Below are 20,591 nucleotides of genomic sequence, written 5' to 3'. Positions count from 1 at the left end.
AATTCCACACCCTTTTCACAGGGTTTCCCCGGCTCGCTCTGTGCGTGACCCGCACTCCGCTCCGCCGCTGGTCCTAGGCCCCTGCTCGGGCCGGGGCCCGATGCGGCGCGTACGGAGCGGAGATTAGCGTTCCCGGTGTGACGAACACTTCTGTACCCCCCTCACCCCTGCCGCCCCTGCCCGTGCCCGCCGCTCCGCCCGCCGCCCTGCATGCTGAGGGGGTGAGCAACGACGAGTTCCGTGCCGCCATGTCCCGTCTGGCCGCCGGTGTGGTCCTGGTGACCGCGCAGGAGCCGTCGCTGGACCCGGACGACCCGCGGGCACCGGCCGGCGAGGACGTGGGCATGACGGCGACGGCGTTCCTGTCGGTGTCCCTGGACCCGCCCCTGGTGCTGGTCAGCCTGCGCGAGGGCTCCCGCATGGACGACCTGCTCGACGAGCAGCCGCTGTGGTCGGTCTCCGTGCTGTCCGAGAGCCAGCGGCACATCGCGGGCCGCTTCTCGATGAAGGGCCGGATCAGCGACCGCCTCCTCTTCGCCGACATCCCGTACATACGGGGCGAGCACAGCGGGGCCCCGTTGGTGGGCGGCGCCCTCGCGACCCTGGAGTGCCGCACCGAACAGCGGGTGCCGGCCGGCGACCACACCTTGGTGATCGGCCGCGTCCTCGCGGCGAACCTGCCCAGCGCGGACGGCGGCCCCCTGACCTACTTCCGAGGCCGCTACCGCCACCTGGCCTGAGCGCGCCCCGGACGCTTTCCGGACCGGAAACTCCTTTTACCGAACGGAAACCGCGCACCTACCCTGCCCGGGTGACGAAGACCACAGATCCCCGCCTCGAAGAGATCACCCCGAAAAATTTCGACGCCGCCCTCGGCATACGCGTCCGTTCCGACCAGGAGTTCGCGGTCGCCCCGGTCGTGAAGTCCCTTGCCGAGGCATACGTCCACTCCGGCTCCGCCTGGCCCCGCCTGATCATGGACGGTGACCGCGCGGTCGGCTTCCTGATGGCCTTCCTCGACATCGACTGGCACGAGGACGGTGGCAGCGTCGTCCGTTCGGGCCTGTGGCGGCTGAACATCGCCGCCGAGGAACAGGGCAAGGGCTACGGCCGCTTCGCCGTGGAGTCGGTGGCCGCGGAGATCCGCGCCCGGGGCGGCAAGGACCTCTACGTCACCTGGCATCCCGGCGAGCACGGCCCGGAGGGCTTCTACCTCGGCCTGGGCTTCCGTGAGAACGGGGAGGTCGTCGAGGACGAGACGGTCGGGGTACTGGACCTGGCCTGACGGCCGACGGCCCCGGCCCCGTTCCGCGGATCACCCCCAGTCCCGCGCGGAGCGCCCCCGTTTCGTCTCCGAGCGCTGCTTCTTCTCCCGCAGTCGGCGTTCGTTGATGCCGCGCGGGACGCGGGTCGGTTTGCGGGGCCTGGGCGGGGGCGCGGTGGCCTCGGCGAGGAGCGCGGCGAGGCGCACGGCGGCGGCCTCCCGGTTGCGCCACTGGGAGCGGTGCTCGGACGCGCGGACGGTGACGACGCCGCCGGACAGCCGCCCCGCCAGCCGCTCCAGTGCCCGCTGCTTCCACACCTCGGGCAGCACGTCGGTGGCGGCGAGGTCGAAGCGGAGCTCCACCTGCGAGTCACTGGTGTTCACATGCTGCCCGCCCGGCCCCGAGGACCTGGAGAAACGCCACATCAGCTCGGCCTCGGGCAGGGAGACGGAGCCACGGATGACATAGGGACCGGACATGCCGTACATGTTCCCGCCTCTGACCGGTCCACGTCACCCGGTTATCCCGGTTATCCCGGTCACCCCGATCGCTCCGGCCACCCCGGTCATCTCGGTAAAGAAAGTAAAGCGACCTGGAACCTCGCGTCCCCCTCTCGCGTTCAAGGGGGTAGCTGTAGCTTCGTAGCCGTACGTACACGAGGGAAGGGACTCCCAACAATGGCTGTAAGCCTGTCCAAGGGTGGCAACGTCTCGCTCACCAAGGAGGCTCCGGGCCTGTCCGCCGTCACCGTGGGTCTCGGCTGGGACGTCCGCACGACCACCGGCACGGACTTCGACCTCGACGCCTCCGCGATCGCGGTCAACCCGCAGGGCAAGGTCTACTCCGACAGTCACTTCGTCTTCTTCAACAACAAGCAGACCCCGGACAACACCATCGTCCACACCGGCGACAACCGCACCGGTGAGGGCGCCGGCGACGACGAGGCCATCAACGTCAACCTCGCCGCCCTGCCCGCCGACATCGACAAGATCGTCTTCCCGGTCTCGATCTACGACGCCGAGAACCGCTCGCAGAACTTCGGCCAGGTGCGCAACGCCTACATCCGCATCGTCAACCAGGCCGGCGGCACCGAGATCGCCCGCTACGACCTGTCGGAGGACGCGGCCACCGAGACCGCCATGGTCTTCGGCGAGCTGTACCGCAACGGCGCCGAGTGGAAGTTCCGCGCCGTCGGCCAGGGCTACGCGTCGGGCCTGACGGGCATCGCCCAGGACTTCGGTGTGAACGTCTGACGGACGCCCCGCAGCCCTCTCGGAGCCCCCGGCCGCCCGGCGCATCGCGCACCGCAGCGCGAAGCGCACCGGCCGGGGGCTCCGGCACGTCCTGAGCGGGGGCGCCGGCACACGGGCCGCCCCCGCCCGGGGGCCGTCGGGCGGGGCACCGCGTCCGTCGTGACACCATCACCTCCGTGCTCGACATCGGCTACGCCCTCTCCAACCGTTTCCCCGACCCCCCGCAGACCGACTACCGCCGCGCGGACGTCCACGCCCTGCGCCACGACCTCTTCTGCGGCGACGTCTACCTCGCCGACACCGAGGCGGACCGGGAACTGTCCACAGCCTGGGGATGGGTGCCGGTGCTCGACTTCGCATGGGCGCTGTGCGACATCGTGGAACGGATCGACCAGGATCCGGCGGGCTCCCGCGCCTCCCGCCCCCAGTGGGCGGAGCTGGACTTCACCGAATCCACCGACCGGCTGCTCTTCGAGCGCCGCTTCGGATGGGTGGACATCGAGGCCGAGTGGCTTCCGGCGTCGGAACCGCCCCTGACGTTCTCCCACACCGAACTCCGCCGCGAGGCCCGCGACTTCCTGCACGACCTGCTCGCCGACCTGATCGACATGCACGAGGACCTCGGCGAGAACCCGGCCGTCTGGACCCTCCAGGCCCGCTACCCCCGCCTGGAGTGACCCACCGCGCCCCCTCCGGCCCTTCCCCGTCGGCTCAGCCCTCCACCCGGATCCCCAGCTCCCCCGCCAGCACCGGCGCCAGATCCAGCAGTTGCCCCGTACTGATCACCGCCCCCGCCAGCCGGTCCACACCCCGGGCTATCTCCAGCGAAGCGGCACCGCGCAGATCGACGTCCGTCAGGGTGGCCCCGCTGAGATCCGCGCCCTTCAACGCGCAGTCCACGAACTCCACCCGCTCCAGCCTCGCCCCGCCGAAGTCCGGCTCGACCAGGACACAGCCCTCGAAGACGACGTCCCTGAGCCACGCGGACCGCAGGTTCAGGAAGTCGATCTTCCCGCCCCGGACCAGGACCCGCTCCAGCCCCGCCCCGTGCAGCTGTGTCCCCCCGAGACGCGCGTCCGTCAGCTCGACGTCGCGCAGGGTCGCCCCGGCGAGGTCCGTGCCCACACCCCGTACCTCGGCGAGGACGGAGTCCAGCACCCTGGCCCGGGACAGCCGGGTCTCGTCCAGCGCGCATCCCGTCACCGCGCAGTCCATGAACCGCGCCCCCGCGCCGTCCTCCCCCGAGAGGTCCACCTCCCGGAACTCCAGCCCGTCGTAGTCCCCGTCCGGCTCCAGCCCACCCCCTTCGTACCTCTCCAGCACCGGCAGCCGCAGATCCGGCCGCCGCGCTCCCCTCACCCCCGCACCGCGCACCGCCCCCGCACCGCCCACCGTTCTCCTCGCCATGCGCCCATCCTGCACCCCACCACTGACAATCCCCCCGACCTGCGAGAACCCCGCACATGTCACATCCCGGGGCCCTGGGCCGTCGTAGCCACGAACCACCTGATCCACCCCGATCCCCCCGATCCAGCAGGCGCGACCCCGACCAAGGGAGACCCCAGCCATGCACCGCATCACCGTCATCGGCGGCGGCTTCGCCGGACTGACCGCGGCCATCACCGCCGCCGAGGCCGGCGCCGAAGTCACCCTCCACGAGGCCCACCACACCCTCGGCGGCCGGGCCCGCACCGCCGAGGGCCCCTACCGGACCAACGAAGGACCCCACGCCCTCTACAGCGGCGGCCCGCACTGGTCCTGGCTCCGGCAACGCGGCCTCATCGGCACCCTCGCTCCCCTCCCGCCCCTGGAAGCCACCCGCTTCCGCCTCCGCCACCGGGGCGCACTGCGCCGCACCCCGCCCCTCGCCATGCTGAAGCTGCTGCGCCACAGCGGCGCCCACGCACCCGTCGACACCGACTTCCACACCTGGGCGACCGGCATCGCGGGCGAGGAGGGCGCACGGGCCGCCGCTCATTACTGCGCCGTCGCCCTCTTCCACCACGACCCCGGCTCGCTGTCCGCCGCCTATGTGCAGGAACGCCTGCGCCGCGCCACCACACTGCCTCCGGAGGCCCACTACCCGCGCGGCGGCTGGGGCAGCCTCATCGACCGGATGGCCGCCCACGCCTGGAACCTGGGCGTCCGCGTGGAGACCCTGTCCCGTGTCGACACCCTCCCCACCGACACCCCGGTCGTCGTCGCCACCTCCCTGGACGCCGCCCGCCGGCTCCTCGGCGACCCCACCCTGACCTGGCCGAGCGGCCGCACCGTCCTCATCGACCTCGCCCTGCGCACCCGGCGCGGCGACGCGTTCGTCGTGTCCGACCTGGACGCGACCGGCTGGCTGGAACGGTTCACCGCCCAGGACCCCACCCTCGCCCCCGCCGGCGAACAGCTCGTCCAGGGCCAGATCCCCATCGCCCCGCACGAGTCCAAGTCCCACGGCGCCGCCCGCGCCGAAGAACTCCTGGACCTCGCCTTCGACGGCTGGCGGGAGCGCGTCACCTGGCGGCGGGAGGCGGTGGCGGCCGGACGCACCGGCGCCGTCGACCTGCCGGGCACCAGCTGGCGCGACCGGCCCGCCGTCGACCGCGGCGACGGCGTCTACCTCGCCGGCGACCAGGTCGCCGCCCCCGGTGTGCTCTCCGAGGTCTCCTTCACCAGCGCCCTCACAGCCGTCTCCCTCGCCCTGGGGCATCACGAGCTTGACCTCAAGCGAGCTTGAGGTTGAACAGTGGGGGCGCTGTCGAAGCCGCATCGCACCCCTGGGGGCCTCATGTACGCCGTCCGCCTGCACGCCTTCGGCCCGGCCGAGAACCTCGTCCACGAACAGGTCGCGGACCCGCGACCCGGCCCCGGCCAGGTCCGTATCGCCGTCCGGGCCGCCGGAGTCCACCTCCTGGACACCGCGCTACGGCAGGGACACCAGGGGCCCGCGCCCGCCCCGACGGCCCTGCCCACCGTCCCCGGCCGCGAAGCCGCCGGAGTGGTGGACGCCCTGGGCGACGGCACGCCGGCCGACTGGCTCGGCAGGCGCGTCGTCGCCCACCTCGGCTTCGTCCCCGGCGGCTACGCGGAACTCGCCGTCACCGACGCCGACCGCCTCCACGAGATCCCCGAGCGCCTCGACTTCGCCCAGGCCGTCGCCATGATCGGAACCGGCCGCACGGTCATGGGCATCGTGCAGTTCGCCGAGCCCGGACCCGGCGACGTGGTCCTCGTCCCCGCCGCGGCCGGCGGCATCGGCACCCTCCTCGTCCAGTACGCCAAGAACGCCGGCGCCACCGTCATCGGCCTCGCCGGCGGCCCCGGGAAGACCGCCCGCGTGGCCGCGAACGGCGCCGACCTCGCCGTCGACTACACCGACCCCGCCTGGCCCGAGCGGCTCTCCGCCCACCAGGGCGAGATCACCCTCGTCTACGACGGCGTCGGCGGCGGCACCGCCCGCGCGGCGGTCGCCCTCCTCGCCCCCGGCGGCCGCCACGTCGTCTTCGGCTGGTCCGCCCAGGGCCTCGACAGCACCGACCCCTACCTCGTCGACGGCGTCTCCCTCAACGTCCTCGGCCCCGAGATGATGCGCAGGGCCGGCGGCGCCGACCCCGTACGCACCCTCGAACTGCGCGCCCTCACCGAAGCCGCCGAAGGCCGACTCACCCCCGCCGTCCACCGCTTCCCCCTCGCCGAAGCCGCCACCGCCCACCGCGCCCTGGAGAGCCGGGGCACCACCGGAAAGGTCGTCCTGGAACCGTGAGCGCCGCACTATTGTGCCCACCGTGATCCACGTACCCGAGGAACTCGCGGCGGCACAGGAGAAGTTCAACGGCGAGGCGGGCCGCTCCTTCGTCTCCGGGCTGCCCGGGCTGGCCGCCGCCTTCCTGGAACACTGGGACCTGCGGATCACCGGCGCGCCGATGCACGGCGTGAGCGCCCTGGTTCTCCCCGTCGACCGCGCGGACGGCACACCGGCCGTGCTGAAGCTCCAGATCCTGGACGAGGAGACCGAAGGCGAACCCGTCGCCCTGCGCACCTGGAACGGCGACGGAGCCGTCCGCCTGCTGGACCACGACACGTCCACCGGCACCATGCTCCTGGAACGCCTCGACCCCGCCCGGACGCTCTCCCGCCTGCCCGACGTCCGCGAGGCCGTCCTGGTCGTCGCCCGCCTCCTGGCACACCTCACCGGCACCCCCGCCCCGGCGGGCCTGCGCCACCTCGGCGACATCGCGCACTCCCTGCTGGAGCGGACACCCGGGGCCCTGAGCCGTACCCCGGATCCGGCCGTCCGCCGCACCGTCGCCGACTGCGCCGCGGCCCTGCGGGAGGTCGCGGACGAACCGGGCGACCGCCTCCTGCACTGGGACCTGCACTACGACAACGTCCTGGCCGCCGACCGCGCCCCCTGGCTCGCCATCGACCCCAAGCCCCTGGCGGGCGACCCCGGCTTCGACCTCTGGCCCGCCCTGGCCAACCGCTTCGACGCCGACACCGACAACCCCGCCGACACCGCCTGGCGCTTCGACGCCATGACCGACGTCCTCGGCCTGGACCGCGACCGGGCCCGTGCCTGGACCTACGCCCGCCTGCTCCAGAACTGCCTGTGGCACATCGAGGACGGCCGCCCTCCGGCCCCCCACGAACTCGAGATCGCCCACCGCCTGCGCCGTCGTCCCTCACTGCGCGCACCCACCACACCGGCACCGGGATCGCCGAGCGGGCGAAGCGACCGCGCCACGGGGTGACCACGCCGCGGGTCGTGAAGGTGCACCGGCCCACCCCGGTACCACCCGCCGTCGCCCCGGCGCCGGTCGTCCCGGTGCGGCCGGGCACGGTCCCGGCCGTGGCGAGCGCCGTCCTGCCGGACGAGCGGGACATCACCGGCTGCGCCGTCGAGCCGGCCGAGCCCGAGACGGTCGCCGCGGAACCGGCCGTCTCCCGCACCGCGGTGAACACCGTCCTCGGGAGCGCCGGGTTCCTCGCCGCTGTCGTCTTCGGCGGCTGGACCACCGCGCAGGTCTTCACTGCGGCACCCGACCCCGCCCGGCCCGTCAGGACTACGGTCGGGGCTGCGGCAGGATCTGCTCCTGACGCGCGGTCGCCTTGTCGAGTTGCATGCGGGTCAGCTTCCGTACGAAGAGGAGCGCGAAGACCGCTGCCACCGCGTCGAGGGCGTCGGAGAACATCATCATTCCTGCGGCCCGCTTCATCTCCTCCACGCCGGCGGCGTCCTTATAGGCCGAGCCTGCGACCCGGCCGACCAACCATGTCGCCACGAACAGCGCCCACCAGACGTTCACCGGGGTGGGGGACGGGCGGCGCGCCTCGGAGTCCCAGTCGATGCCGGCGTTCCACACCTCGCCCGCGACCTTGCGCGGCAGCCACAGGTTGCCGATCGGTACGAACCAGGCTCCGATGGCCCAGCCGCTCTTCATCTCGCAGGAGTCGAGCGCGAAGAAGTCGGCGTTCCTGCGCACCCGGTGGAACCAGATGATGAAGACCACGGCCGTCGCCACCAGGAGCGTCACTTGCAGCACGCCTCCCACGACCTGGAGGGCGTCGGCCCGCGCCAGATCGGCGTCCTCGACGGTCCCACCACCCGCCATCTCGTCCGTCAGCCGCCACACATGGGCGTCGGAGGCAACGGCGAGCAGGTCCACCCCGACAGTGAGGCCGAAGAGTGCGGTGAGCGCCGTCGCGAGACCCCTCGGCGATCGGAACGGCGCGACGTACGGCGGAAGGTGTCCGGTGGCCGCCGGAGGCGGACCGAATGTGCTCTGCGAAGTGTCGGACACGACTGAGCAAGCCCCCCATGGGCAGCGAAACGCCCGCCGACCGGCGGGCCGGACAGGACGATATGTCAGGCTGTCCGCCATCGTCCAAGCAGTTCACGGGTCCCGCAGCGCAGCTGACCCGGCCCGTCGGCCCCTCGCCGGCCCCTGGGATCAGCACGTGACTTCGGTCGACCCGCTCAGGGCGCGCCGCTGCCCTGTCGATCACCCCCGCGGTGGCTCACCGCCATCACGATGAGGCCGGCCAGCAGAAGCCCGCTGCCCGTCAAGGTCCCCCACTGCCGGGTGCCGATGTCGCTGATCACCAGCCAGAAGACCACCTGCCAGCACAGGCCGAAGGCAGCCACCAACTGGCCCCAGCCGTAGAGGCGAACGCGGTGAACCGGACGCCGGTTCACCGGGAGAACCCAGCCCCGGGTGATCGCCGCTACGCCCGAAGCAGCCATGAGTAACGCCACCACCACAGAAAGGATGGCGATATAGAGCAGCATGGTTTCCCCTCCTTGCGCGCCGGACCCGCTTCGGACGCCGACGTGGTCATGACACCCGCCGCAGTCCGCGTCCACGCGCTTCCGCGGACGCGCCCGGCGGCTCGGCGACCTTCGAAGCGCTCCGCGAGCGCGCCGGACACGCCGTTCCCGCCACCTACCGGACCCGGACCGCGAGCGGCGGAGAGCACCTGCACTTCACCCGACGTGAAGGGCCGGCCCCTCCTCTCGAAGGACGCGATGCGCCGCATGGGAGACGCCTTCACGCCCCGTCCGGAACCCCCTGCCGAGACCAGAACTGGGCCCGGCGACAGCCGCACCGCCCGCGCCCGCCGCCGGCGCCGCATCCTCTGAACGAAAAACCCAGGTCAGAACGTGCTGACCTGGGGTTTTCAGTGGAGCCCCCTGTCGGATTCGAACCGACGACCTACGCATTACAAGTGCGTTGCTCTGGCCATCTGAGCTAAGGAGGCGCCGCGCGGAACGCGCGAAGGCTGGTCCACTGTACACAGACCGGCATTCGCCGAGCCACGCACTTGGGGGCGGCGGGCCCGGCCCGCTCACTCCAGGCCGTACGCGAAGGTGTACGGCACCTTCGTCTCCCCGTGCCGGTAGGTGAACTCGCCGGTGCCGCGCAGCCCGGCCAGTTCGCCGGTGCCCGACCCCTCGACGACCTCGAAGGAGCAGTGGACGGTCCCGTCAGGGGTGAAGCGCCCGCGCTCCTCGAGGACGAAGCTGCCCTGATGCCCGTCGACGCGACCGCGGACGAGTTCCATTCCCGCGAAGGAGCCGGTCGTGCCGGTCAGATAGGAGATCGCGTAGTCGCAGGTCGTGGACTCGGCCTCGATGCCGCCCGTGAAGGCGTTGGTGACGGTGGCGTGTGCGAGCCGGGGGTGGGTGTCCTCCGGGCCCACGGGGACCTCCTTCCAGTCGGCGAAGGTGAAGTGGCCGGTGGTCCGGGTGGTGGGCATGGATGGTTCCCCTTCGGTCGTGTCGTGCGGTCGTGCGGTCGGCGAGGACCGTCCCGCGCCGGACCGGCACGACCATCCTGGGAGCCGTACCTGACATCTCCTGTCAGGTACGTCCGAGGGGCGGGAGAATGCCTCCCGTGCGTGCCGACCGGCTTCTCTCCCTGCTCCTGCTGCTGCAGAACCGCGGTCTGATGACCGCCCCCGAACTCGCGGCGGAACTGGAGGTGTCGGTGCGCACCGTGTACCGGGACATCGAGGCGCTCGGCGCGTCCGGGGTGCCGGTCCGTGGCGAGCGCGGGCCGGAGGGCGGCTACCGCCTGATGGAGGGATACCGCACCCGGCTGACCGGGCTGACGGACGCGGAGGCCGGCTCGCTGTTCCTGGCCGGGCTGCCGGAACCGGCCAGGGACCTCGGCCTGGGGGCCGTGCTGGCGAGTGCCCAGCTGAAGGTGGAGGCCGCCCTGCCCGGCGCACTCGCGGATCAGGCCCGGCGGGTGCGTGAGCGGTTCCATCTGGACGCCCCCGCCTGGTTCCGCGACGCGGACCCGGTGCCGCACCTGGAGCGGATCGCCGGGGCGGTGTGGGAGCGGCGGGTGCTGAGCACCCGTTACCAGCGCTGGCGGGGCGAGGTGCACCGGGAGGTCCGCCCCCTGGGGCTCGTGCTGAAGGGCGGCATCTGGTACCTCGTGGCGCTGTCCGAGAACTCCAAGAACTCCGAGGACTCCGAGAACTCCGAGGACTCCGAGAACATCGTGCGCACCTACCGGGTGTCGCGTTTCCAGGCGGTGGAGGAGACGGGTGACCTGTTCACCCGTCCCGCCGGGTTCGCTCTCGCCGCGTACTGGGCGGAGTCCTCCCGGCGGCTGGAGGGGGCGCTGCGGCAGGGCACCGCGCGGCTGCGGCTCTCGCCCCGCGGACAGAAGCTGCTGCCGATGCAGTTCGGGGCGGCGGGCGCACGGGCACTGCGGGACGCGGGGCCGCCGGACGGCGCGGGACGGGTCGAGGTGGAGCTGTCCGTCGAGTCGGAGGCGGTCGCCGTCGGCGATCTGCTCCGGCTCGGCACCGAGGCGGAGGTGCTCGGTCCGCCGGGGCTGCGGCAGGCGGTCGCGGGGGCCGTGACGGTCCTCGCCGAGCGCTACGCGGCCGAGCGGTGACACCGGCCGGCGAAAGTTTCCGCGAAGTTCACGAGGCTTCGGGTACTGACAGATCAGGTGAACGCCGGTACCGTCCTGTGCCAGTTCGCTTCCGTGGACTGCACCACTCGGAACCACAACGGAACATCCCGTCGTGGCACCGCCTTCCTACTCGGATCGTCCGGCACGTTCCTGCCGGTAGAAGGGGGCCCATTCACCATGGCCACTGTCACGTTCGACAAGGCGACCCGGATCTACCCCGGTTCGACCAAGCCCGCCGTGGACGCGCTCGAGATCGACATCGAGGACGGGGAGTTCCTCGTACTCGTCGGCCCGTCCGGCTGCGGCAAGTCCACCTCGCTCCGCATGCTCGCCGGGCTCGAGGACGTGAACGCCGGAGCGATCCGCATCGGTGAGCGCGACGTCACGCACCTGCCGCCGAAGGACCGGGACATCGCCATGGTGTTCCAGAACTACGCCCTGTACCCGCACATGACGGTCGCCGACAACATGGGCTTCGCGCTCAAGATCGCCGGCGTCAACAAGGCGGAGATCCGGCAGAAGGTCGAGGAGGCCGCGAAGATCCTCGACCTGACGGAGTACCTGGACCGCAAGCCGAAGGCGCTCTCCGGTGGTCAGCGTCAGCGTGTCGCCATGGGCCGCGCCATCGTGCGTGAGCCGCAGGTGTTCCTGATGGACGAGCCGCTGTCCAACCTGGACGCCAAGCTCCGCGTCTCCACCCGTACGCAGATCGCGAGCCTGCAGCGCCGTCTCGGCATCACCACTGTGTACGTGACCCACGACCAGGTCGAGGCCCTCACCATGGGCGACCGGGTGGCGGTCCTCAAGGACGGTCTGCTCCAGCAGGTCGACACCCCGCGCACCATGTACGACAAGCCCGCCAACCTCTTCGTGGCCGGCTTCATCGGCTCCCCCGCGATGAACCTCGTCGAGGTGCCCATCACGGACGGCGGCGTGAAGTTCGGCAACTCGGTGGTCCCCGTGGACCGCGACGCGCTGGCCGCCGCCACCGACAAGACCGTCACCGTCGGCGTCCGCCCCGAGCACTTCGACGTGGCCGGTGCCGAGTCCGACCAGGGCCTCGCGGTCACCGTCAACGTGGTCGAGGAGCTGGGCTCCGACGCGTACGTGTACGGCACCGCCCAGGTCGGCGGTGAGGCCAAGGACCTCGTCGTCCGCGTCGGCGGCCGCAACGTGCCGGAGAAGGGCAGCACCCTGCACGTCGTGCCGCAGTCCGGTGAGACCCACGTGTTCTCGACGTCGTCCGGGGCGCGCCTGTCCGACTGAGGGCCGTGACCGAACCGTCGCACCACACCGGGTGATTCACTCGACTTGATGAAGAGGGCCCCGCAGACCGCTGCGGGGCCCTCTTCCGTGCGTCTGCGTCGTCGACGAACACCCTGACATTCAGCGCGTTTCGAGCAGTGTGCGTCAACGCGTTACCCAGAAAACGTCCCGCCCATGTCACCCGAACCAGTGACTGAATGTCTCCATGTCATCACTGGACGCTACCCTCACACGCGTGAAGCACTCCACTACGCCTCAGACGCGAAGCCGCCGGGGCCCCGCCCGCCGGGTCGGCCGCACCCTCGCCTTCGTCCTGCCCGTCGTCCTGGTGTTCTCCGGAACCCTCGCGGTCGCCCGGGTCAACTGGTCGGGGAACCCTTCGGGTCCGGTGCTCGCCGCCGCCGACACGGCTGTGCCCGGCGCGTCCTCGGCCGTCGCCTCCTCGCGTGCCGCCGCGCGCGCCCCGCACGAGGTGCTGCGGGACACGCTCCTGGTCGAGTCGCAGCGGGAGAACCCGGGCGTCGCCCTCACCCACCTCCAGCAGGCGGTGGACGACCGCCCGTCGCTGGCGCGGCACTGCGCGTCGATCGCCCGTGCGCTGGGCAAGGCGGCGGTCCGGATCTACGGTCCCGCCAGGGCCCAGTCCTTCGCCCGTCCGGTCTGCGACACCTCCTTCGCGTCGGGGGTGCTCACCGCCCACCGCTGAGCCCGCCCCAGGGGCCGCACCACGGCCCACGCCACGGCCCGCAGGAGGGCCTGCCGCCCGGCCCGTCCGGTCCCCCGGCTGCCACGTACAGTGCGCTCATGACCGATCCGAGCGCCGCGTCGCGGCCCGTGCAAGCCGTCGTCCTGGCCGGCGGCCAAGGCTCCCGGCTTCGTCCGTACACCGACGACCGGCCCAAGCCGATGGTCGAGATTCCCGGTACGGGGACCCCGATCATCGGCCATCAGCTCTCCTGGCTCGCCGAGGAGGGCGTCACGGACGTGGTGGTCTCCTGCGGCCATCTCGCCGAGGTGCTGCAGAAGTGGCTGGAGACCGCCGATCTGCCCCTCTCCGTCACCACCGTCGTCGAGACGGAGCCGCTCGGCCGCGGCGGCGGTCTGAAGTACGCCGCCGCCCGCCTCCCGCACCCGGACCGGCCCTGGTACGCCACGAACGGCGACATCTGGACCCGTTTCTCGCTGCGCGACATGGCCGACTTCCACACCGAGCGGGACGCCGTCGCGACCCTCGCCCTGGCCCGCCCGCGCCTTCCGTGGGGTGCCGTGCAGACCGACGGGTTCGGTCACATCACCGACTTCATCGAGGCCCCGCCGTCGACGTTCGAGATCAACGCGGGTGTGTACGTCTTCTCCCCCGGGTTCGCCGACCTGTTGCCGGAACGCGGCGACCACGAGCGTACGACGTTCCCGCGACTGGCCCGTGAGCGCCGGCTGGCCGGGTTCCCGATCCCGCAGGGCTCCTACTGGCGGGCGATCGACACCGCGAAGGACCTGAGCGAGGCGGCGAAGGAACTGGCGTCCCAGAACCGCTGACCCACCATCCGGACACGACCGCCGTCCGGACACGACGACGGGGTCCCGCACGTCACCGTGCGGGACCCCGTCGTCGTCGGCGCGCGGACGGGCTACCCCAGGAGGCCGCCCACGAGCCGGCCGGGCTTCTCGGGGGGCGGGGCCTCTTCTTCGCCGCCGTCGCTCGGGACACCGTCGTCTCCGCCGCCGCCCGTGGTGCCGCCGCCGGAGGTGGGACCGGAGCTGGTGCTCGGGGCCTGGTCGACCGGGGAGGACTGCTGGGGCGGGGCCTCACCGGTGGTGCCCTGGGTCTGGCTGGGCGCGCCGGTGACGGCGCCGCCGGTGTCCCGGGTCGCGCCGGGGCTGGTGGTGCCGGCGGACGGGCCGGTCGTTCCGGAGGAGGCGCTCCGGCTGGGCGAGGTGGAGGCGGACGGGGTCCCCTGCCTGCTCCTGTCGGGCTTCTTCGGGAGCGGGGAGCCGGGCAGTTCGTTGCGCGGGGCCTCGCCGGGCCCGGGGACGACCACCCGGTCGGCGTCGCGCACGGCACCGCCGAGCAGCGAGCCGACGAGCAGGGTGAGCCCGCAGACGACGACGGTGACGAGGGCGCCGCGGCGCAGTACGTAGCGGCGCAGGTCCCACAGGTCGGAACGGGGGCCGAGGCGGCGCCAGGCGCGGGCGGCCAGGCGGCCGTCGACGGAGTAGACGGGGGCGCCGGCGATGACCAGCGGGGACCAGGCGGCGAGGTAGATGATGTCGGGCGCGTCGTAGGCGGGGGCGCTCTTCCAGCTGACGGTGACCAGCAGTGCGGCGGAGAGCACGGCGCCGACGACGGCGGCGACGCGCTGCCAGCAGCCGAGGACGGTGAGGACGCCTACGACGACCTGGAGGAAGGCGATGGCGAGTCCGGCGCCGACGGGGTGCTCGAGGGCGAACTGCTGGAGCGGCTGGGCGACTTCCCAGGGGTGCAGGGTGTTCAGCCACGTCACCATGGAGCCGCGTTCGCCGCCGTCGAAGTAGACGGGGTCGCAGAGTTTGCCCATGCCGGCGTAGATGGAGATGAAGCCGAGGAAGACGCGCAGCGGGAGCAGGACGACGCCGAGGTTCATCCGGCGGCCGGGGTAGTAGGCGTGCCGGGCCGGGTCGTCGCCTTGGCGCCTGGCCCGGCGGCCGCCGGATTTCCGGTCGGCGGCCCGGTGGCCACCGCCGCCCTCGAACTCGCCGGTGTCGTGGCCCTGTTCGTCGTAACCGTGCTCGTCGTAACCGTGTTCGTCGTAACCGTGTTCGTCGTAGCCGTGCTCGTCGTAACCGTAGTCCCCGTAGCCGCCGTAGGCCGGTTCGTCGTAGGCGCTGCCGACGGGGCGCATGGGGGGCAGCAGGGGCGGTGCGCCGCCGTGGGTGCGCTGGGGGCCGATGACGGGCACTTCGATGGGCTGGGTGGCGGCCGGGTCGTCGGCGTAGCCGTACCCCTCGCCGACACGGGGGATGACCCGGGTCGCTCCGGCGTCGGTGAGCGGTTCGTCGGCGTGCCGGACGCCTTCGTGGCGCACTGCCTGGAGAAGCCGGTGCGCGCCGGTGTCGTCGGGGGCGGAGCGACTGCTCCAGACGACGGGGCGCCGCCGGGGCGCGGTCCCGCCCGGGGCGCCCATGGTGGTGACGACGGGGATGCGGGGCGCGCCCTGGGCGACGCTGAAGTGCCGTGCGATCCGCAGGGATCGGGCGCGTCGCGTCGAGGCGCCCAGCTGCACGCGGAAGCTGGCGTGATTGACGATGACCTGCGCCGGATCGCTCGGCACCTTCACCATGCTCAGCGCGGGAGCGTCGTCGAGTCCCGACGAGCGGTCCCCCGTGGGTGTGCGGGGTGTTCTGGTGTCCACACTCATCTAACCGAGTGACGTGGTGATAGGACACTGCTTTGACGCGCCGGATGTGTCCGGACCGCGTCAAGCTTGTCCGGACCACCCGGAATACCCCGTGTGGGTGATGGCGTCGAACGCCCGTTCAGGCGCGGCGGCGTGCCGCCTCGTACAGCACGACTCCCGCCGCCACACCGGCGTTGAGCGATTCGGCGCCGCCCGGCATCGGGATCCGCACCCGGAAGTCGCAGGTTTCACCGACCAGTCGGGACAGCCCCTTGCCCTCGCTGCCGACGACGATCACGACCGGGCCCGCCAGCGCGTCCAGTTCGCCGATCTCGGACTCCCCGTCGGCGGCCAGCCCGACGACCACGATCCCCGCCTTCTTGTACGCCTCCAGGGCGCGCGTCAGGTTGGTGGCGCGGGCGACGGGCGTACGGGCGGCCGTGCCGGCGGACGTCTTCCAGGCTCCGGCGGTCATCCCGGCGGCCCGCCGCTCGGGGACGACGACGCCGTGGCCGCCGAAGGCGGAGACGGAGCGGACGACGGCGCCGAGGTTGCGCGGGTCGGTGACTCCGTCGAGGGCGACGATCAGCGGGTCCCGGCCCTCGTCGTGGGCGCCCGCGACGAGGTCCTCCGGGTGCGCGTACTCGTACGGCGGGACCTGGAGGACCAGGCCCTGGTGGTTCAGCCCGTTGGTCATCCGGTCGAGTTCGGGGCGGGGGGCCTCCATGAGGTTGATGCCGCCGCGCTCGGCCGCGAGCTGGAGCGCCTCGCGCACCCGCTCGTCGTTGTCGATGAACTGCTGGACGTACAGCGTGGAGGCGGGCACGCCCTCGCGCAGCGCCTCGACGACGGGGTTGCGTCCGACGACGAGTTCGGAGGTCGAGCGGCCGCCGCCGCGCCGCTGCGGGGCGCGTCCGGCGGCGCGGCGTGCCTTCGCCTGGGCGGCGCGCTGCTTGGCGTGCCCCTTGCGCATCTCGGCGGGGGGCGTGGGCCCCTTGCCCTCCAGGCCCCGGCGCCGCTGGCCGCCGCTGCCGACCTGCGCGCCCTTCTTGCCGGACATGCGGCGGTTGTTCGCGGCCATGATGTACCCGTCTCCGTGAAGTCGTCCGTGCGCGCCTGCGTGCGTGCTCATGTGCGTCCGTCCGCAGGTACCCACGCGTGCGTGTGTGTTACGTCTGTGAAGTGTGCCGCCCGGAGGCCCGGACGGCACAACCCGATCTTGGGGAACCCGGAGGTTCCAGGAGATTTCAGGAGGCGCCTCCTCCTGCCTCAGCGCGGACCGAGGCTCCAGCGCGGTCCCTGCGGGCTGTCCTCGATGACCAGTCCGGACTGGCCGAGCTGGTCCCGGATGGCGTCCGCGGTGGACCAGTCCTTGCGGGCGCGGGCGGCCTCGCGCTGGTCGAGGACCATGCGGACGAGGGTGTCGACGACGCCGCTCAGCTCCTCGCCGCGGTCGCCGTCGCCGGCCCAGTGCGCGTCGAGGGGGTCCAGGCCGAGGACCGCGAGCATGGCGCGCACCTCGGCGAGGCGGGCGACGGCCGCTTCCTTGTCGTCGGCGGCCAGCGCGCTGTTGCCCTGCCGGACGGTGGTGTGCACCACCGCCAGGGCCTGCGGTACGCCGAGGTCGTCGTCCATGGCCTCGGCGAAGGCGGGCGGCACCTCGGTGGCCGGCTCGACGGCGCCGGGCGTGCCGGTCAGCTCGCCCACCCGCTGGATGAAGCCTTCGATCCGCGCGAACGCGGACTCGGCCTCGCGCAGGGCGTCCTCGCTGTACTCGATCATCGAGCGGTAGTGCGGGGTGCCGAGGTAGTAGCGGAGCACGATGGGCCGCCAGCGCTTGACCATCTCGGAGACCAGGACGCTGTTGCCGAGCGACTTCGACATCTTCTCGCCGCTCATGGTGACCCAGGCGTTGTGCACCCAGTACCGGGCGAACTCGTCGCCGTAGGCCTTGGCCTGGGCGATCTCGTTCTCGTGGTGCGGGAAGATCAGGTCGAGGCCGCCGCCGTGGATGTCGAAGGCGGTGCCGAGGTACTTGTGGGCCATCGCCGAGCACTCCAGGTGCCAGCCGGGACGCCCGCGGCCCCACGGCGTCTCCCAGCTCGGCTCGCCGGGCTTGGCCGCCTTCCACATGGCGAAGTCGCGCGGGTCGCGCTTGCCGGTCTCGCCCTCGCCGGACGGCTGGAGCAGGTTGTCGAGCTCCTGGTTGGACAGTCCCAGGTACTCGGGGAACGAGGTGACGGCGAAGTAGACGTTGCCGTCGGCCTCGTAGGCGTGGCCGCGCTCGATGAGGCCGCGCATCATCTCGACCATCTCGGTGATGTGGCCGGTGGCACGCGGTTCGTAGGTCGGGGGGAGGCAGCCGAGGACCTGGTAGCCGTCTGTGAAGGCGCGCTCGTTCTCGTAGCCGATGGCCCACCAGGGGCGGTTCTGCTCCGCGGACTTCGCGATGATCTTGTCGTCGATGTCCGTGACGTTGCGGATGAACGTCACCTTCAGGCCGCGGTACTCGAACCAGCGGCGCATGATGTCGAAGTTCAGTCCCGAGCGGATGTGCCCGATGTGCGGTGCCGCCTGGACGGTGGCACCGCACAGGTAGATCGAGACGCAACCCGGCTGGAGCGGGGTGAAGTCACGGATCTGCCGGGCGCTGGTGTCGTACAGGCGAATAGTCACCCCTCCAGGGTAGTCGGCCCGGGACGGTGCCTCGCGCCCCTTTCCCGGCCCGTGTCGTCCTCCCTGTCCGTGTCGTCAGCCGGTGTGGACGACGAGGGCGGTGGCGACGGCCATCAGTCCTTCGCCGCGGCCGGGGAACCCGAGTCCGTCGGTGGTGGCGCCGGAGACCGACACCGGTGCGCCGGCGGCCTCGGTGAGGATCTTCTGGGCCTCGTCCCGGCGCTTGCCGATCTTGGGCCGGTCCCCCACCACCTGCACCGCGACGTTGCCGATCCGGAAGCCGGCCGCCCGCACGATCCGCGCGGCCTCGGTCAGCAGGGTCACGCCGGAGGCGCCGGACCACTCGGGCCGCCCGGTGCCGAAGTGCTGCCCCAGGTCACCGAGGCCGGCGGCGGAGAACAGGGCGTTGCAGGCGGCGTGCGCCACGACGTCGGCGTCGGAGTGCCCGGCGAGCCCGGGCCCCTGGCCCTCCCACTTGAGGCCGGCGCACCACAGTTCCCGGCCGTCCTCGAAGGCGTGGATGTCGGTGCCGATGCCGACCCGCGGGAGCACCGGCAGGGGTTCAGAAGCCATCGTTGAGCCTCCTGCGGGCCAGGACCGCCTCCGCGAGGACGAGGTCCAGGGGACGGGTGACCTTGAAGGCCTCCTCGTGGCCGGGGACGGTGACGACGGTCCGGCCGAGCTGCTCGACCATGCTCGCGTCGTCGGTGACGTCGTCGGTCACCGTCTCGTGCGCGTGCACCAGGGTGGCCCGGTCGAAGCCCTGCGGGGTCTGCACGGCACGCAGCAGGGACCGGTCGGGAGTGGCGACCACGGGCTCCGGCTCGCCGGGGGCGTCGGCCGGTTCGACCTGCTTGACGGTGTCGGCCAGCGGCAGCGCCGGGACCACGGCGGGGGCGCCGTCACGGACGGCCGCGACGACGGCGTCCACGGTGTCCACGGGGACGAGCGGGCGGGCCGCGTCGTGCACCAGGACGATGTCGAAGCCGGGCGGCAGGGCGTCGAGGCCGAGCTTCACCGACTCCTGGCGGGTCTCCCCACCGGGGACGACGACGAAGTCGGTGCGGTCGGGCAGCGCGTACGCGTCGAGCAGCGTCCTGACCTCCGCGGCGCCCTCGGGCGGGGCCACGACGACGACCAGGGAGACGGCGCGGGACGCGGCCATCGCGCGGATCGCGTGGATGAGCATGGGCGTGCCGCCCAGCGCGCGGAGCGCCTTGGGGGCTCCCGGCCCGAGGCGCACGCCCCGGCCGGCGGCCGGGATCACGGCCGCCGTGCGGGCGGTCGTACGGCCGGATGCGGGGTTCGGCGTCGGCGGAAGGAGCGGATCGTCAGACATCGGTTCCTGTCAGGTTGGTGTGCTCGGCCCGGGGAGTTTGACGACAGGGCCTGGGTGGGTATGGCCTGGGCGTAGCCCCTGCTCCCGGAGTGGGGGGAGCGCCGGGCGTACCGCCTTGACCAGCCCCTTCCGTGACTCTGGTCGGGCCGGCCGCCCGGACCCGCACGCCAGGGGCGGGGACACGCGTGGTGACACTTTCCCGGCGCGGCGCACGTGCCGGGAAGCGCTGCGGGGCGCGGCGCGGGGGCGTACGGAGCGGGTGTGTACGGCGCAGGGGTGCGGCGTACGGACCGGCTGCGGAGTACGGGTGCCGCCCGGGGACGGACATGCCGCAGCGCCCGGCGACATCACATCCGTCATCGGGCACCGCGGCATTTCGACGCACTTCGATGTACGTACTGGCGACGTGAAGCTCCGCCTGCCTCGTCCGTCTCGCCTTACGAGGCGAGAACCTCGTCGAGGAGAGCCTCGGCCTTGTCCTCGTTGGTCTTCTCCGCGAGGGCGAGCTCGCTGACCAGAATCTGGCGCGCCTTGGCGAGCATGCGCTTCTCACCGGCGGAGAGTCCGCGCTCACGCTCGCGGCGCCACAGGTCACGCACGACTTCCGCGACCTTGATGACATCGCCCGAAGCGAGCTTCTCCAGGTTTGCCTTGTAGCGACGGGACCAGTTCGTGGGCTCCTCGGCGTACGGTGCGCGCAGCACCTCGAAGACCCGGTCCAACCCGTCCTGACCGACCACATCACGTACGCCGACGAACTCCGCATTGTCCGCTGGCACACGCACCGTCAGGTCACCCTGGGCGACCTTCAGCACCAAGTAGGTCTTGTCCACGCCTTTGAYCTGGCGAGTTTCGATAGCCTCGATCAGCGCGGCCCCGTGATGGGGATAGACCACGGTGTCGCCAACCTTGAACGTCATGTGACAGGTACCCCTTCCGTGGCTATCCAGGGTAACACGGATACGGCGTGTTCTGAATGACGTTTTCGCAGGTCA

The 20,591-nt window shown here is 72.1% G+C and carries 22 protein-coding genes and 1 tRNA gene; 11 read left to right on the top strand and 12 right to left on the bottom strand.

Translation table 11 applies throughout. The annotated features are described in order from the left end of the window. Positions 1 to 248 precede the first annotated feature (248 nt). Together DIZ27_RS17175 and DIZ27_RS17170 are read left to right on the top strand one after the other, a co-directional pair. A complete protein-coding gene (locus DIZ27_RS17175) occupies positions 249 to 740 on the top strand; it encodes a flavin reductase family protein (protein ID WP_309074870.1) in 492 nt (163 codons plus the stop codon). 71 nt (positions 741 to 811) lie between these two features. Next, the gene (locus DIZ27_RS17170; RefSeq protein WP_109379291.1) at positions 812 to 1,285 is read left to right on the top strand and encodes a GNAT family N-acetyltransferase; all 474 of its coding nucleotides are present in this window, start codon (positions 812 to 814) and stop codon (positions 1,283 to 1,285) included. 30 nt (positions 1,286 to 1,315) lie between these two features. On the opposite strand, the gene arfB is transcribed toward DIZ27_RS17170, so the two are convergent. Continuing rightward, positions 1,316 to 1,753: an alternative ribosome rescue aminoacyl-tRNA hydrolase ArfB gene (gene arfB, locus DIZ27_RS17165; RefSeq protein WP_109379290.1), complete on the bottom strand. Its 438-nt coding sequence runs from the start codon at positions 1,751 to 1,753 to the stop codon at positions 1,316 to 1,318. Between the two features lie 189 nt (positions 1,754 to 1,942). On the opposite strand from arfB, the gene DIZ27_RS17160 reads away from it, so the two are divergent. Both DIZ27_RS17160 and DIZ27_RS17155 read left to right on the top strand, forming a co-directional pair. Next, positions 1,943 to 2,518, top strand: a complete 576-nt coding sequence (locus tag DIZ27_RS17160) for a TerD family protein (RefSeq protein WP_109379289.1) — start codon at positions 1,943 to 1,945, stop codon at positions 2,516 to 2,518. A gap of 176 nt (positions 2,519 to 2,694) precedes the next feature. After that, positions 2,695 to 3,195: a hypothetical protein gene (locus DIZ27_RS17155; protein WP_109379288.1), complete on the top strand. Its 501-nt coding sequence runs from the start codon at positions 2,695 to 2,697 to the stop codon at positions 3,193 to 3,195. Between the two features lie 34 nt (positions 3,196 to 3,229). On the opposite strand, the gene DIZ27_RS17150 is transcribed toward DIZ27_RS17155, so the two are convergent. After that, on the bottom strand, positions 3,230 to 3,925 hold the full coding sequence (locus DIZ27_RS17150) for a pentapeptide repeat-containing protein (protein ID WP_109379371.1): 696 nt from the start codon (positions 3,923 to 3,925) through the stop codon (positions 3,230 to 3,232). Between the two features lie 160 nt (positions 3,926 to 4,085). Between DIZ27_RS17150 and DIZ27_RS17145 the strand changes: the two genes are divergently transcribed. The 3 genes from DIZ27_RS17145 to DIZ27_RS17135 are packed head-to-tail and all read left to right on the top strand — an operon-like array spanning position 4,086 to position 7,260. Beyond that, positions 4,086 to 5,246 (top strand): NAD(P)-binding protein, encoded by a 1,161-nt coding sequence (locus DIZ27_RS17145; RefSeq protein ID WP_109379287.1) that lies wholly within the window; start codon positions 4,086 to 4,088, stop codon positions 5,244 to 5,246. 51 nt (positions 5,247 to 5,297) lie between these two features. Beyond that, on the top strand, positions 5,298 to 6,272 hold the full coding sequence (locus DIZ27_RS17140; RefSeq protein WP_109379286.1) for a zinc-binding dehydrogenase: 975 nt from the start codon (positions 5,298 to 5,300) through the stop codon (positions 6,270 to 6,272). A 13-nt stretch (positions 6,273 to 6,285) separates the two neighbouring features. Then, a complete protein-coding gene (locus DIZ27_RS17135) occupies positions 6,286 to 7,260 on the top strand; it encodes an aminoglycoside phosphotransferase family protein (RefSeq protein WP_375231978.1) in 975 nt (324 codons plus the stop codon). Between the two features lie 312 nt (positions 7,261 to 7,572). Here the strand turns inward: DIZ27_RS17135 and DIZ27_RS17125 are convergent, their stop codons facing one another. The 4 genes from DIZ27_RS17125 to DIZ27_RS17100 form a co-directional block, all read right to left on the bottom strand. Continuing rightward, a complete protein-coding gene (locus DIZ27_RS17125; RefSeq protein ID WP_181383561.1) occupies positions 7,573 to 8,175 on the bottom strand; it encodes a DUF4328 domain-containing protein in 603 nt (200 codons plus the stop codon). A gap of 311 nt (positions 8,176 to 8,486) precedes the next feature. Then, entirely contained in the window at positions 8,487 to 8,798 is a 312-nt protein-coding gene (locus tag DIZ27_RS17120) for a hypothetical protein (RefSeq protein WP_109379284.1), read from the bottom strand. Positions 8,799 to 9,191: 393 nt separating this feature from the next. Then, positions 9,192 to 9,268, bottom strand: a tRNA-Thr gene (locus DIZ27_RS17105). Positions 9,269 to 9,355: 87 nt separating this feature from the next. Next, complete coding sequence (locus DIZ27_RS17100) at positions 9,356 to 9,766, bottom strand: DUF3224 domain-containing protein (RefSeq protein ID WP_109379283.1); 411 nt, start codon at positions 9,764 to 9,766, stop codon at positions 9,356 to 9,358. A gap of 128 nt (positions 9,767 to 9,894) precedes the next feature. Here DIZ27_RS17100 and DIZ27_RS17095 point away from each other — a divergent pair, with 128 nt between their 5' ends. The 4 genes from DIZ27_RS17095 to DIZ27_RS17080 all read left to right on the top strand — a co-directional run bounded on the left by DIZ27_RS17095 (position 9,895) and on the right by DIZ27_RS17080 (position 13,743). Further along, positions 9,895 to 10,920 (top strand): YafY family protein, encoded by a 1,026-nt coding sequence (locus DIZ27_RS17095; protein ID WP_109379282.1) that lies wholly within the window; start codon positions 9,895 to 9,897, stop codon positions 10,918 to 10,920. A 198-nt stretch (positions 10,921 to 11,118) separates the two neighbouring features. Further along, a complete protein-coding gene (locus DIZ27_RS17090; RefSeq protein ID WP_109379281.1) occupies positions 11,119 to 12,207 on the top strand; it encodes an ABC transporter ATP-binding protein in 1,089 nt (362 codons plus the stop codon). Positions 12,208 to 12,442: 235 nt separating this feature from the next. Further along, complete coding sequence (locus DIZ27_RS17085; protein ID WP_109379369.1) at positions 12,443 to 12,913, top strand: hypothetical protein; 471 nt, start codon at positions 12,443 to 12,445, stop codon at positions 12,911 to 12,913. Between the two features lie 98 nt (positions 12,914 to 13,011). Beyond that, positions 13,012 to 13,743, top strand: coding sequence for a nucleotidyltransferase family protein (locus DIZ27_RS17080; protein WP_109379280.1), 732 nt, complete (start codon positions 13,012 to 13,014; stop codon positions 13,741 to 13,743). A 92-nt stretch (positions 13,744 to 13,835) separates the two neighbouring features. Here the strand turns inward: DIZ27_RS17080 and DIZ27_RS17075 are convergent, their stop codons facing one another. The 6 genes from DIZ27_RS17075 to DIZ27_RS17050 all read right to left on the bottom strand — a co-directional run bounded on the left by DIZ27_RS17075 (position 13,836) and on the right by DIZ27_RS17050 (position 20,516). Next, positions 13,836 to 15,602 (bottom strand): DoxX family membrane protein, encoded by a 1,767-nt coding sequence (locus tag DIZ27_RS17075; RefSeq protein ID WP_181383560.1) that lies wholly within the window; start codon positions 15,600 to 15,602, stop codon positions 13,836 to 13,838. Between the two features lie 118 nt (positions 15,603 to 15,720). Next, positions 15,721 to 16,662, bottom strand: a complete 942-nt coding sequence (gene rlmB / locus DIZ27_RS17070) for a 23S rRNA (guanosine(2251)-2'-O)-methyltransferase RlmB (protein WP_109379278.1) — start codon at positions 16,660 to 16,662, stop codon at positions 15,721 to 15,723. A gap of 188 nt (positions 16,663 to 16,850) precedes the next feature. Then, positions 16,851 to 18,257: a cysteine--tRNA ligase gene (gene cysS, locus DIZ27_RS17065; protein WP_109379277.1), complete on the bottom strand. Its 1,407-nt coding sequence runs from the start codon at positions 18,255 to 18,257 to the stop codon at positions 16,851 to 16,853. 75 nt (positions 18,258 to 18,332) lie between these two features. Continuing rightward, complete coding sequence (gene ispF, locus DIZ27_RS17060; protein WP_109379276.1) at positions 18,333 to 18,830, bottom strand: 2-C-methyl-D-erythritol 2,4-cyclodiphosphate synthase; 498 nt, start codon at positions 18,828 to 18,830, stop codon at positions 18,333 to 18,335. Further along, a complete protein-coding gene (gene ispD, locus DIZ27_RS17055) occupies positions 18,820 to 19,596 on the bottom strand; it encodes a 2-C-methyl-D-erythritol 4-phosphate cytidylyltransferase (RefSeq protein WP_109379275.1) in 777 nt (258 codons plus the stop codon). The genes ispF and ispD overlap by 11 nt, the downstream gene beginning before the upstream one ends. A gap of 437 nt (positions 19,597 to 20,033) precedes the next feature. After that, entirely contained in the window at positions 20,034 to 20,516 is a 483-nt protein-coding gene (locus DIZ27_RS17050) for a CarD family transcriptional regulator (RefSeq protein ID WP_109379274.1), read from the bottom strand. Positions 20,517 to 20,591 lie beyond the last annotated feature (75 nt).

The organism is Streptomyces sp. NWU339, from assembly GCF_003143855.1.
Lineage (GTDB): Bacteria > Actinomycetota > Actinomycetes > Streptomycetales > Streptomycetaceae > Streptomyces.
Note: the sequence above shows the minus strand (reverse complement) of the source record. Positions and strands in the feature narration are given on the sequence as shown.

Coding starts and splice junctions, on each gene's coding strand:
- DIZ27_RS17090 (WP_109379281.1), top strand. CDS start 11,119: ATGGCCACTGTCACGTTCGACAAGGCGACCCGGATCTACCCCGGTTCG.
- DIZ27_RS17080 (WP_109379280.1), top strand. CDS start 13,012: ATGACCGATCCGAGCGCCGCGTCGCGGCCCGTGCAAGCCGTCGTCCTG.
- arfB (WP_109379290.1), bottom strand. CDS start 1,753: ATGTACGGCATGTCCGGTCCCTATGTCATCCGTGGCTCCGTCTCCCTG.
- ispD (WP_109379275.1), bottom strand. CDS start 19,596: ATGTCTGACGATCCGCTCCTTCCGCCGACGCCGAACCCCGCATCCGGC.
- DIZ27_RS17160 (WP_109379289.1), top strand. CDS start 1,943: ATGGCTGTAAGCCTGTCCAAGGGTGGCAACGTCTCGCTCACCAAGGAG.
- DIZ27_RS17140 (WP_109379286.1), top strand. CDS start 5,298: ATGTACGCCGTCCGCCTGCACGCCTTCGGCCCGGCCGAGAACCTCGTC.
- rlmB (WP_109379278.1), bottom strand. CDS start 16,662: ATGGCCGCGAACAACCGCCGCATGTCCGGCAAGAAGGGCGCGCAGGTC.
- ispF (WP_109379276.1), bottom strand. CDS start 18,830: ATGGCTTCTGAACCCCTGCCGGTGCTCCCGCGGGTCGGCATCGGCACC.
- DIZ27_RS17095 (WP_109379282.1), top strand. CDS start 9,895: ATGCCTCCCGTGCGTGCCGACCGGCTTCTCTCCCTGCTCCTGCTGCTG.
- DIZ27_RS17145 (WP_109379287.1), top strand. CDS start 4,086: ATGCACCGCATCACCGTCATCGGCGGCGGCTTCGCCGGACTGACCGCG.
- DIZ27_RS17100 (WP_109379283.1), bottom strand. CDS start 9,766: ATGCCCACCACCCGGACCACCGGCCACTTCACCTTCGCCGACTGGAAG.
- DIZ27_RS17120 (WP_109379284.1), bottom strand. CDS start 8,798: ATGCTGCTCTATATCGCCATCCTTTCTGTGGTGGTGGCGTTACTCATG.
- DIZ27_RS17075 (WP_181383560.1), bottom strand. CDS start 15,602: ATGAGTGTGGACACCAGAACACCCCGCACACCCACGGGGGACCGCTCG.
- DIZ27_RS17150 (WP_109379371.1), bottom strand. CDS start 3,925: ATGGCGAGGAGAACGGTGGGCGGTGCGGGGGCGGTGCGCGGTGCGGGG.
- DIZ27_RS17175 (WP_309074870.1), top strand. CDS start 249: ATGTCCCGTCTGGCCGCCGGTGTGGTCCTGGTGACCGCGCAGGAGCCG.